The organism is Terrirhizobium terrae, from assembly GCF_030323265.1.
Taxonomy (GTDB): domain Bacteria; phylum Pseudomonadota; class Alphaproteobacteria; order Rhizobiales; family Rhizobiaceae; genus Neorhizobium.
On sequence record NZ_CP104992.1, the window covers coordinates 3,914,074 to 3,926,720 of the forward strand.

At 63.3% G+C, this 12,647-nt stretch carries 7 protein-coding genes; 1 reads left to right on the top strand and 6 read right to left on the bottom strand.

Annotated features, from left to right (window positions below; genetic code table 11):
• Nucleotides 1–139: 139 nt before the first annotated feature.
• The 6 genes from N7E02_RS27380 to N7E02_RS27405 form a co-directional block, all read right to left on the bottom strand.
• The gene (locus N7E02_RS27380) at nucleotides 140–475 is read right to left on the bottom strand and encodes a hypothetical protein (RefSeq protein WP_286580968.1); all 336 of its coding nucleotides are present in this window, start codon (nucleotides 473–475) and stop codon (nucleotides 140–142) included.
• Nucleotides 472–2,784, bottom strand: a complete 2,313-nt coding sequence (locus tag N7E02_RS29950; protein WP_353622931.1) for an AsmA family protein — start codon at nucleotides 2,782–2,784, stop codon at nucleotides 472–474. The genes N7E02_RS27380 and N7E02_RS29950 overlap by 4 nt, the downstream gene beginning before the upstream one ends.
• 272 nt (nucleotides 2,785–3,056) lie before the next feature.
• Nucleotides 3,057–3,806 (bottom strand): AsmA family protein, encoded by a 750-nt coding sequence (locus N7E02_RS27390; protein ID WP_286580969.1) that lies wholly within the window; start codon nucleotides 3,804–3,806, stop codon nucleotides 3,057–3,059.
• Nucleotides 3,807–3,875: 69 nt separating this feature from the next.
• Complete coding sequence (locus tag N7E02_RS27395; protein WP_286580971.1) at nucleotides 3,876–5,294, bottom strand: FAD-binding oxidoreductase; 1,419 nt, start codon at nucleotides 5,292–5,294, stop codon at nucleotides 3,876–3,878.
• A 223-nt stretch (nucleotides 5,295–5,517) separates the two neighbouring features.
• Nucleotides 5,518–8,667 carry an efflux RND transporter permease subunit gene (locus N7E02_RS27400; protein ID WP_286584062.1) on the bottom strand — a complete coding sequence of 1,050 codons (3,150 nt, stop codon included), beginning with the start codon at nucleotides 8,665–8,667 and terminating at the stop codon, nucleotides 5,518–5,520.
• 23 nt (nucleotides 8,668–8,690) lie between these two features.
• Nucleotides 8,691–9,866 (bottom strand): efflux RND transporter periplasmic adaptor subunit, encoded by a 1,176-nt coding sequence (locus N7E02_RS27405; protein ID WP_286580973.1) that lies wholly within the window; start codon nucleotides 9,864–9,866, stop codon nucleotides 8,691–8,693.
• A 239-nt stretch (nucleotides 9,867–10,105) separates the two neighbouring features.
• Between N7E02_RS27405 and N7E02_RS27410 the strand changes: the two genes are divergently transcribed.
• On the top strand, nucleotides 10,106–12,643 hold the full coding sequence (locus N7E02_RS27410; RefSeq protein WP_286580974.1) for an ATP-dependent helicase: 2,538 nt from the start codon (nucleotides 10,106–10,108) through the stop codon (nucleotides 12,641–12,643).
• Nucleotides 12,644–12,647: the final 4 nt, after the last annotated feature.

The following is a 12,647-nucleotide window of genomic DNA, read 5'->3' on the forward strand; positions in this document are numbered from 1 at the left end:
TGCCGGTTCTGCGGTCAGCTTGCTGGCCTCGGCGTCCAGCACCTATTCGATCACGATAGCTTCCATCTACGTCTTCATATCGAAACGCGACCGCCTCAGCAGAGCTAAGCCGGTCCGCGCGCCCGATGTGGTCGACGAGCTACTGACCGACGCCCGGCAACGTGTCGGAGCCGAAAGGCGCCATCGGCTGATCGCCCGATCCGAGATTGTCGTCGGTCGGCGGCACCTGCAGGTCGAGCACGGTTCCTTCGCTCTGCCGCTGCTGTTCGGCGGCTTTGGCCGCTTCGATGATTGCCTGACGCGCCTTCTCCTCTTCCGCCGCGCGTCGGGCCTTTTCCGCAGCCCGCTCGCTCGCGAGAAAATTATAGAGCGCGACTTCGCGGCGAAGCCTCTGCTTTTCCAGGACGCTCGATTGCAGCATTTCCACCCGGCGCCGCTCCTGCTCATAGGCGCGCATGGAGAGGAAATTCGTCACAGCCGAAACGTCGATCGTCTCGCGCGGCGCATCGCGCTCCCGGAATAAAGAAGACGCACCGTCGGGTCACCGCCGGCGATCGCCTCGTCGCCCGCACCATACGTGACGGACAGCGCTGCACCGATATCTCCGCTGGTCAGACTGGCGCTGCCTTCGGCGACAAGATTGACGCCCGCAGCCTGTCCCCTGACTTCCTGCACACGAATTTCGCCCCCAGTAATGGTGAAGGGCATTTTCACATCGCCGAGCGACACACCACCCCGATGCACCTGCTGCGCGACGATTGCGCCGATCCGCTTTTCGGTAACCTCGTCCTTGGACTGATCGGCCGCCTTCATCAGCGATGCGAGAAGGTCCGTATTGATGCCCTCGACCGTCAGGCCGGACAGCCGCACTTCGCCGGAGCCGGTGAGTGCTGCAACGAGATCGCTGGCGCTCGCGCCGCTCGCCTCGGCTGAAGCATCGATCGTGACCTTACCCTCGGCCACCGGGCGCTCGCCATTGTTCCAGACAAGCGACGCAAGGTCGGCATTTTCCGCATGGAGCTTGGTCTGCAGAATACCTGTGCCGCTGCCGCTCGACATCAGCAGACGGCCTGTCAGCTTGCCACCCCGCCAGTCCCCCACAACCTCGTCGAGAGAAATGCCGCCGCCGCGATGGGCGAATTTGGCGGACAGGTTGTCGACGCGTCCGAATTCGCCGGCATCGAAACGCCGTGCCTTGAGATCAAGCGCGAGTTCGCTGTTACCGAAGACCGGCAGCGCAAACGGTGTCTTCGACGGCTGGCCGTTGGCGGGATCGGTGAGCGGCCCGAAGACGGCCTCACCCAGCCAGGCAAGATCGAGTGAATCGACACTGACCGCACCCTGCCCCTTGAAGCCCGGAACACCACGGTCAATTGAGAGCTTGCCGTCAAAGCCATTCCCGTCCGCGTCACCGCGGAGCGTCGCCAGTTCGAAAGCCTGCGGACTGATCGTGAAGTCCGTCTCGAGGTTCAAGGGCAGACCGCCACCGAACTGAGGGATGCCGATGCCGGCGAGCAGTAGGTAAGGCTCGATATCCTGGCTGCGCAGCGAGACATGCCCCTGCCCTTCCGCGAAATTGCCCGGAAGAAGGGAGATATCGCCCTTCGCCGAAAACGCCGTCCGCTCCGTCTTGAAATCAAGCTGGCTCTCTGCCGCACCATCAGCAGGCTGCCGGAGCGCAAGCGAAAGCTTACCCGGCCCGTCACCGCCGAAGGGCAGGATTTCAAAGCCCGCCTGGCCGAGAAGGATTTCCGATTGCGGGTTTTCAAGCGATGCCGTGACCACCATGGCATTGCCACCCGTGAGGTCGAACAGGGTCGGCAGATCGATATCTGCGGTAACCGTGCTGCCATTGATCGAGCCTGCGACCTTGGCCTGCGCTCCCGCCGAACCGTTGCCGATCGTCACGTCCGCCGTCAGGTCGGCGTCGGAATAATACGCAGCGTTGCCGGCAAGGCGATCGAGGACCGGATGGACCGGAAGCTGCTGCTTCAGCATGGCGAGGAAGGGCGTGAGATCGGCCGACTTCAGCCGGACACTCGCCGTGCCGTGATAGTCGAGCAGCGAACCCTCCACCTTACCCTCACCCGACAGACTGGCGCCCGCCAGATCACCGACGGAAAGCCGCTTCAGCGACAGCACGCCGCCATCCATGGTGAAGTCGGTATCAACGTCGCTTGCAGTGACGCCGAGCGCGGTAAAACGCTGTGCCTTGAGCTTCGCGTTAAGTCGGTGATCGAGCACGTCCATGCCGGCATCCTCGCCGGTGATCAGCGATGCCAGCGCCCGCATGGCATCGAGATCGATCTCGTCGCCGCTCAGATCCACCGAGAGCCCTGCCGCTTGCCTGCCCTGCGGCGGCATCCACCGCGACTGGCGTTCGACACGCCCTTCCAGGGTTGCGGTACCGATAGCAAGCTCGAGATCGTCGAAACGCTGCTGCTCTTCCGTCAGGTTCACCCTGGCCGAAAAACCGGCCGTGCGAAGTTGGCGAATGGCGGGATCGACATGGCCCGACAGCCAGTCAGCGAGGCCGGAGGGCTGCGTGGAGGCAAACAGCATGTCGCCCGCAAACGACGGCTGGCCTTCGAGGACGAGCGCACCGCTCGCCTCCATCCGGGTCCGCCCCGGCAGCGTCGCCACTGCCTTGTCCACGGTCCAGCCCTCGCCTGCCGGCTGCACGTCCAGCTGAATATCGCGGATCGTCGTGTCGTTCAGCACCACGGCCGGCAGCTTGAGGCTGGCACGACCCGGCACCTGCGGGATCGGGATCGATGCCGCCATTTCGATGAAAGCCTGCAACCGGCGCTGGGCGGACGCTGCCGCGTCCCGGCCGGTCTTGCCACTGGGGTTTTCGGCCAGATGATTGACGTCGATCTGCTGCCCTTCGGCCGTCAGAAGGAATTCGGAATTGCTGCCGGTGTCGAGCGTCGCCTCGCCGGTCACGACATAAGGATCATCCAGCTTGCCGACTTCCAGCCGATAGTCCGCAACCCGGATTCGGTCATTGGTCAGTTCGAACGTGCCCTTGACGCGCGGCCCCGGCGGCGGTGCGGTCACCGGCTCGCTCTCATCCTCCTCCTGCAAGACATTAGCGGTAAACCCGCCGCTATAGGTCGGCACGCTTTCGGAAAGCGCCAGTTCGCCGTCGAGATTGACCTCCAGCGGCTCGGCATCCGGCCACAGCCGCAAGCGCAACGGAAGCCGCCGGGCCTCGACATTCGCCGCGCCGGTATTGACGCTGAACCGGGCTGCCTGGCCGTCGAGCACCGCATCCCCTCGCCGCGCCATGGTCCGGCGAGCGATGCGGCAGACATGGCCGCCGTCAGCCCGGTGATCGAGCGCGACCGGCCGGACTGCTCGTCGATGATAGCCACCTCACCGCCGACGACATGGACGTCCTCGATGACCACGACGCGCGTCGGGATCGACGGACGGCTACCGCGCATCCAGTCGAGCGTTCCGTCTTTCAAGATACGCAGACGCGCCTTCGGTTCCTCGATGCGCATGTCGAAGATGCGCGCCTCGCCGGAGAGAAACGGCGCAAGCTCCATGTCCATGGAGAACCGGGCGACCTGGACCTGCGGCTGACCATCGAGATCCTGGCCGATGCGCACATCATGCAACGTGACCGAGGGAAACGGCAGGATGCGGGCGTCGACCTCGCCATGTACCGCAACCTTCTTGCCGAGCAACCGGCTGGCCTGCTGTTCGAATTCAACGCGAAAACTCGACCATTCGACGAAGAACGGCGCCAGCAATGCCGTGAACAGCACGAGGACGACAGCGCCCCCTATGGCCAACATTACCCGTCCGAGCACCGTCCGATCTCCCTTTGTCGCCTAAAGATTAGACCATCGGCCCACCGGTTCAAGTCACGCCTGCGCCATTCGGAAGATCTTGCCCGGATTGAAGATATTGTCCGGGTCGAGGCTTCGCTTGACCGACCGCATGATATCGACAGCGCCGCCCAGCTCCTCGTCGAGATAGGACATCTTGCCCTGACCCACGCCATGCTCTCCCGTGCAGGTGCCGTCCATCGCCAGCGCCCGGCGGCTGAGCCGTGCCGTGAAGGCCTCGACATTGGCGACAGACGCCGGATCCTTGTCGTCGAAGAGAACGAGAACGTGGAAGTTTCCGTCACCCGCATGACCGACGATGGGCGCAAGCAGCCCCGCATCGCGAATATCGGCCTGGGTCTCTGCCACGCATTCGGCAAGCCGCGAGATCGGCACACAGACATCGGTGGAAAGACCGTTCAGGGACGGGTCGAGCGCACGGCCAGCCCAATAGGCGTTGTGGCGCGCGTTCCACAGCTTGGTCCTCTCCTCGGCATTCGCCGTCCAGTGAAACTCGTCGCCACCGCATTCGGCTGCGATCTCCGCAAACTGTTCAGACTGAATGCGTACCGTCTCCTCGGTGCCGTGGAATTCGAGGAACAGCGTCGGCTTCTCTGGATAGGTTAACCCGGAATAGGCATTGCATGCCTTGATCTGAACGTCGTCGAGCAGCTCGATCCGCGCCACCGGAATGCCCATCTGGATAGTCATGATCACGGCATTGCAGGCAGTTTCGACATCCGGGAAGGCGCAGACGCCGCCGCCGATTTTTTCCGGAATACCCTGCAGCTTCAGCGTCACCGAGGTGATCACGCCGAGCGTGCCCTCGGCGCCGATGAAGAGGCGGGTGAGGTCATAGCCGGCCGAAGACTTCTTGGCCCGCCGCGCCGTACGGATTTCCTCGCCATCGGCCGTCACGACGGTAAGTGCCAGGACATTGTCCTTCATCGTCCCGTAGCGAACGGCATTGGTGCCGGAAGCGCGCGTCGAAGCCATGCCGCCGATCGTCGCATTGGCGCCGGGATCGATCGAGAAGAACAGGCCCGTATCGCGCAGCTCGCGGTTCAGTTCCTCGCGGGTGATGCCGGGCTCGACGGTAACATCGAGATCCTCGGGGCTGATGCGGAGAACCTTGTTCATCCGCGAAAAATCGACGGAAATGCCACCCGCCGCCGCATTGACCTGGCCCTCAAGCGAGGAGCCGACACCGAACGGAATGAGCGGCACGCGATGCTCCACGCAGATCTTCACCACCGACTGCACGTCCTCGCTCGTCTCGACAAAGACGACACCATCCGGCAGCTGGGCCGGCAGATAGGTGGTCGTATGGGCATGCTGTTCGCGGAACGACTGGCCGGTATGAAAACGCTCGCCGAATGCCTGCTTCAAAATACCGAGAACGGCCGCAATGCCCTCCTCGTTACGGGGCGCTGCCTGGACATCCTTGACGGCCATTCTCAAATTCTCCTGCGTGCCGGCGCATCGACCTTTCAAGTCTGATCCGGCTTTCAAAGGCCGGGATGCGTCAGTCATAAAGTGTTGTCGCGCTCTTGCACATCCGGTTCGGCGCGCAGCGCTTTAGGCAGGGTTCTGGTTATGGGACAAGGCCTTGTTTGTCCAGCAGCAAGGCACCGCGGAGGACATGCCGGCGCGTTATCCGCCGGCATCCTTCGATCTGCTATTCCGCCGCCATCAACGGGGGCTGCTTTTTCGAGTCGTTGGCCCGGCCGTTCTTGGCGTTCTCGAGCTCGTCATGCAGGCGCTGAGCCTCCTGGGCATGCGGCTTGCCGAAGCGTGCGAGCAGCAGATAGGCGACAGGCGTGATGTAAAGCGTCACGAGCGTCGCCATGCCGAGACCGCCGACGATGACCCAGCCGAGCGCGATACGGGCTTCAGCACCGGCACCCTGCGCCAGTACCAAAGGCACGCCGCCGAGCACCGCCGCAATCATCGTCATCATAACCGGGCGCAGACGCATGCTGCAGGCCTTCTCGATCGCCTCACGGCAGGACGCGCCCGCATCGCGCAGATGGTTGGCGAACTCGACGATCAGGATACCGTTCTTCGCCATCACGCCGATCAGGAGCACGAGACCGATCTGACTGTAGACATTGAGGCTCGATCCGGTCAGCACCAGCGCGAAGACGGCGCAGGCGAGACCGAGCGGCACCGTCGACATGATGATGATCGACGACAAAACGCTTTCGAACTGAGCCGCCAAAACCAGGAAAATGATGGCGATGGCAAAGCCGAAGGTCAGCGCCATGCCGCTGGAATTCTCCTCCAGCGTCGCGGCTTCCGCGAGCGGGATGAGACGTGTGCCCTGCGGCATGATCGGCTTTGCCAGCTCGGTCGCGACCTGCACGGCCTGGCCGAGCGAGACGCCCTCCTTCAGGTTGGCCGAGAAGGAGACGGAGGCAAGCTGCTGTTCACGGCGAAGCGTCGGAGCGACAGCCTTTTCCTCCAGCGTCGCTACCGTCGACATCGGCACCATGCGACCATCCTTGGCCTTGAGGTAAATGTTTTCGAGATCTGTCGGATCGTCGATCGGCCTCGTCGTCGACTTGAGCTTGACCGGAATAGCCTCGCCGTTGACGAAGACGTCGACGACGGAGCGGCCTTCGAGCAGCGACTGGATCGACGTCCCGAGCGCGTTGATGTCGATGCCGAGGTCGGAGGCGCGTTCGCGGTTCACCGTGACGAAGATCTGCGCCTGGTTCGGCTCGTCGTTGAGACGCGGGGTGTCGAAGAGATTGGTCTGGCGCAATGCCTCGACCAGCTGGATCGCCGACTGCGTCAGTTGCTCGTGGTCGGTGCCGACGAGAGCCATCTGCAGGCCGTTACCGGCGCCGCGGATACGCAGGCTGTTCTGCTGCACGGCATTGCCGCGCAGCGCCGGCACCGCGGCAACGGCAGTGTTGATATCCTTGACGATCTCGGCCTGGCTCCGCTCGCGTTCGGACCAGGGCGCCAGCGTCAGAACCATGAAGCCGCTATTGGATGCACCGCCCTGCCCCGAGATCGAGAACACGTTCTGGATTTCACCGGAATCGCGCAGCGGCTTCAATTTCTCCTCGATCAGTTGCAGCTTGTCGCGGGTATATTGCAGGCTGACACCTTCCGGCGCGGTGGCGCGCAGCATGACCATGGCCCGGTCTTCCTGCGGCGTCAGTTCGCTATGGACCTGACCGAAGGTGACATAGGCGGCGGCGCCAAGCAGCAGACCGACGATGATGACGGCAAGCGGCGTATTCAGGCAGGCTCGCAGACTGCTGGCATAGAGGCCCGCGAGAAAGCCGCCGAAACGCCCGAGAACACCGTGGTCCTCGCGCATCGGCTTGGTCAGCATGCGCGATGCCATCATCGGGCAGAGCGTCAGTGCCGTGATCGAAGAAAGGCCGACGGCAAAAGCGAGCACGAAGCCGAATTCGCGGAACAGGCCGCCCATCTGGCCCGGCAGGAACGACAGAGGAATGAACACAGCGGCAAGCGTCGCCGTTGTCGCCAGAACCGCGAAGAACACTTCCTGGGTGCCGAGAACGGCGGCCGCACGCGGCCCCATGCCCTCGGCGCGCCGGCGCACGATGTTTTCGAGCACCACGATCGCATCGTCGACGACGAGACCCGTCGCCAGAACGATCGCAAGCAGCGTCAGGATGTTGATCGAGAAGCCGACCAGATAGATCGCCACCAACGTACCGATCAGCGCCACCGGAATGGTCAGCGCCGGGATCAGGGTCGCCTTCCAGTCACGCAGGAAGAGGTAGATGACCACGACGACGATGAGGCTGGAAAGACCGAGCGCGATCTCCACCTCGTGCAGCGCGCCCTCGATGAAGACGGCATCGTCGCTGGTGATTGCAATCCGCGTGCCTTCCGGCAAGCTGTCCCTCAGATTGGCGACGGCTGCCTTGACGCCTTCCGAAATGCTGAGCGTATTCGACTGCGCCTGACGCAAAACGCCGAGGCCGACGCCGGGAACGCCGTTCGAACGCAGCGCCGTCGTGCCGTCGTCCGGGCCGAGCATGACGGTCGCCACATCGCGCAGACGGACATTGTCGCCGATCAGGATATTCTCGAAATCCTCCGGCTTCGTCAGGTTTGCCGTGGCGCGGACGATGATGTCCTGGGTCGACGATTCCAGCGATCCCGCCGGCACGTCCATAGCGGCCGTCGAAAGCGCGGCGGAAAGATCGGCGATCGTCAGTCCACGGCCGGCAAGTGCCTCCTGATCGACATCGACGCGAAAAACCTTTTCCTGGTCGCCGTAGAGTTCGACGTCAGCGACGCCATCGACGGCGGCCAAACGGTCGGAAATCTCGTTTTCGACCAGCAGCGTCAGGTCTTCCATCGAGAGCGTCGTGGAGGTGACGGCAAGACGCATGATCGGCTGGCTGTCGCTGTCCGCCTTGATGATGCGCGGCTCATCGGCATCGTCGGGCAGCTGGTCGGTGACGCGGCCGAGCGCATCGCGCACGTCGTTCGCGGCAACGGCAAGGTCTGCGGTATCGCTGAATTCGAGCGTCACGCGGCTCTGGCCAAAATCGGAGATCGACGAGATCGACTTGAGCCCGCTGACACGCGCGACGGCCCCTTCGATGATGTCGGTGACTTCCTGGTCCATGGTCTGAGCCGAGGCACCGTCATAGGTGGTGCGCACGCTGATGACCGGCTGGTCGACATCAGGCAGCTCGCGCACCTCGATGCCAACAAGCGCTGCGAGACCCGCAACGACGAGCAGTGTGTTGAGGACCGCAGCGAGAACCGGGCGGCGCACGAACAGCGCCGTAAAGCTCTTCTGGCCTTGCGCGCCGTGGCTTGAATTCATGCTGTCACCGGATTCGTTTGCGCTCATCGGCTGGCGACCTCCGGCGGCTTTTCGCCGGCAATGCGGACAGGGCCGTTTTCACGGACGCGCTGCAGGCCTTCGGTCGCGACCACATCGCCTTCCTTCACATCACCGGAGACGAGGATGGCGTCGGGATTGCGCTGGATGATGCGCACGCGGCTCTTCACCGACTTGTGGTCGACGACCTGCCAGACGAAGGATCCCTTCGAATCCCACTGCACGGCCAGCGGATCGACCGAGGCATAGGTCTCGCCGGGGAAGCGCATGGTGACGCCGAAGGACATGCCGGCGCGCAGCATATCGTCCTGGTTTTCGATCTTGGCTCGAATGCGGATCGTGCGGCTTGCCGGATCGACGCGGTTGTCGACGGCCTCAATCGAACCTGCAAAGACGCGGCCGGGACGCGAGGCCGAGGTCGCCTCGACCGGCATGCCGACATTGACCTGGACGGCGAAGCGTTCCGGCGCCCAGAAATCGACCAGCAGTTCGGACCGGTTGTCGAGCTGCACGACATTGCTGGTTGTGGTGACGTTATCGCCGATATTGACCGCGACGATGCCGACGATGCCGTCGATCGGCGCGACGACGGAGCGGCGCTTCAAGGCAAGTTCGGCATTGGTGAGCGCCAGCTCCGCCGTCTCCTTGGCGATCTGCGCGTCCAGTACCTCGAGCCGCGAGAAGCTTTTCAGCGTCGCGTAGCTGTCAGCCTTTTCGCGCGCGCTGCGAAGGAGCACCTGCGCCTGATCACGCAGGATCACCTGTTCGTCATCGTCGAGTTGGACGAGAACCTGCCCCTTCTTCACCCGGTCGCCCGAAGCGACATGGATCTCGTTGATCGTGCCGGTGGCCTGCGGCATGACGATGACGGACTGGATCGCCTCGCCGCTGCCGATGGCCGACAGCTGGTCGTTGACGATGCCGGTTGTGACCGGCCGGGTGGCAACAAGTACCGCTTGGGAAGCGCCATTGCCCCGCGCCTGTTCCGTCGCCTTATCGCCGTTGCCAGACGCCACGGCGCCTGCGGGCTCCCTGACCTGCGGATTGACTGCCGCGACAACGCTTTCGGGTGCGCCCATGGAAACCAGCGTGCGGCCGGCATCGGCCGACATGTAGACCCACAGACAGAGGCCCGCGAGCAAAACGGCCACCGAAAGGAGGAGCTGGTTCCAGATCCGCATGCATTCCCTCGTAATGATTGAAAAATATGGGCAGAAGTATCCCTGTTTCAGGTGCAACAAGCAATGCCCGTGCTGACACCTTACTGATTTGTAACATCACGCGATTTCACGCACATGTCAGCGTCTGGGGATAAAATCCGGGACCGCCATCAATTCACCTTTCCCTTGCCCCACACAAAGACAGGAATGAAAAGTGAACATGTTCTGGTCTTTCAGGCTCGAATCACTACATTGGCCGCATGAGTAATAGTTTCGATGATATTCCGTTCTTCGACGAGGAACCGGACCACGAGCCCCGCAAGCAGAAGTCTGCGGATCGCCAGCAGGTGACCGGCGAACAACAGGGCGGCCCGAAGGGTGGCCAAGCTGGTGGATTGGGAATTGCAGCACGCGCCATGGCCGCGCGCGATGGAAACCGCGCCGCACCTGACTATCTGTCCGGTTTGAATGCCGAGCAACGCGAGGCGGTCGAGACGCTCGACGGCCCGGTTCTGGTGCTGGCCGGCGCCGGCACCGGCAAAACCCGCGTACTGACGACGCGCATTGCCCATATCCTCGAAACGAACCGCGCCTATCCCAGCCAGATCCTCGCCGTGACCTTCACCAACAAGGCCGCCCGCGAGATGAAGGAGCGCATCGGCGTCCTCGTCGGCGGCGCCGTCGAGGGCATGCCGTGGCTCGGCACCTTCCACTCGATCGGCGTCAAGATCCTGCGCCGCCACGCGGAACTCGTCGGCCTGCGCTCGGACTTCACCATTCTCGATACCGATGACGTGGTGCGCCTCATCAAGCAGCTCATCCAGGCGGAAGGTCTGGACGACAAGCGCTGGCCGGCAAAGCAGTTCGCCGGCATGATCGACGGCTGGAAGAACAAGGGCCTCCTGCCCCACGACATCCCGGAAGGCGACGCCCGCGCCTTTGCCAACGGCAAGGGCCGCGAGCTTTACGCTGCCTATCAGGCGCGCCTGCGCACGCTCAATGCCTGCGATTTCGGCGATCTCCTGCTGCATCCGATCGCGATCTTCCGCAAGACGCCGGACCTGCTCAAGGAATACCACCAGCGCTTCCGCTATATCCTGGTCGACGAGTATCAGGACACCAACACCGCCCAGTATATGTGGCTGCGCCTGCTCGCCCAGCGTCCCAAGGACGTGCCGCAGAATGTTTGCTGTGTCGGCGACGACGACCAGTCGATCTATGGCTGGCGTGGGGCGGAAGTGGACAATATCCTGCGCTTCGAGAAGGATTTTCCCGGCGCAAAAGTGATCAAGCTGGAGCGCAACTACCGCTCCACCGAACACATTCTCGGCGCCGCCGGCCATCTGATCGCCCATAACGAGGGCCGCCTCGGCAAGACGCTGTTCACCGACCGCGTCGATCCCGATGATGAGAAGGTGATCGTCCACGCCGCCTGGGACAGTGAAGAGGAAGCCCGCGCCGTCGGCGAAGAGATCGAGCGGCTGCAGCGTGGTGACGGCGACGGCAAGAAGCATGCGCTGAACGACATGGCGATCCTCGTGCGCGCCTCCTTCCAGATGCGCGAGTTCGAAGACCGTTTCGTCACGCTCGGCCTCAACTACCGCGTCATCGGCGGCCCGCGCTTCTACGAGCGGCTCGAGATCCGCGATGCGATGGCTTACTTTCGCCTCGTCTGCCAGCCGGCCGACGACCTCGCCTTCGAGCGCATCGTCAACACCCCGAAGCGCGGCCTCGGCGATACGACCGTCCGCTACCTGCATGACAGCGCCCGCGCTCGCGACATCCCGATGCTGCAGGCGGCAGGCGAGATGGTCGAGACCGACGAGCTGAAGCCGAAGGCGCGCAAGGCGCTCTACGATGTCGTGCAGAGCTTCAGGAACTGGCAGGAACGACTTGAAACGACGGAACATACCGAGCTTGCCGAACAGATCCTCGAAGAGTCGGGCTACACCGACATGTGGAAGAACGACAAGTCGGCGGAAGCGCCCGGTCGTCTCGACAACCTGAAGGAACTGATCCGCTCGATGGAAGCCTTCGAGTCCATGCGCGGCTTCCTCGAACACGTCTCGCTGGTCATGGATGCCGAGCAGAACGAGAACCTCGACGCGGTCTCGATCATGACGCTCCACTCGGCCAAGGGTCTGGAATTCGACACCGTCTTCCTGCCCGGCTGGGAGGAAGGCCTGTTCCCGCATCAGCGCGCGCTCGACGAAGGCGGCCGCTCCGGCCTCGAGGAAGAACGCCGCCTCGCCTATGTCGGCATCACCCGTGCGAAACGCCGCTGCCACATCTGGTTCGTCTCCAACCGCCGCATCCACGGCCTCTGGCAATCGACCATGCCGTCGCGCTTCCTCGATGAACTGCCGCCGAGCCATGTCGATGTCGCCGCGTCGGATTCGTCCAACAGTTACGGCGGCTATGGCGGACGCGGCGGCTACGGCCAGTCACGCTTCGATAAGGCCGATCCCTTCGCAAACACATATTCCACCCCCGGCTGGAAACGCGCCCAGCAAAACAAGACCGATGCCACCCGCGACAACTGGGGCAGCCGCTCCGGTCACGCTGTCGAACGCATCGGCTACGGCGAAAGCGGCCCGCGCGGGCGCACGATCGACGGTGAACTGGTGGCGAAATCGGTGGCCGACACGCCGTCGAAATTCAAAGTCGGCGACCGCGTCTTCCACATCAAGTTCGGCAACGGCAACATCTCTGCCATCGAAGGCAACAAGCTGACGATCGAATTCGACCGCGCCGGCCAGAAGCGCGTACTGGACGGGTTCGTAGAGAAGAGCGGCTGATTGC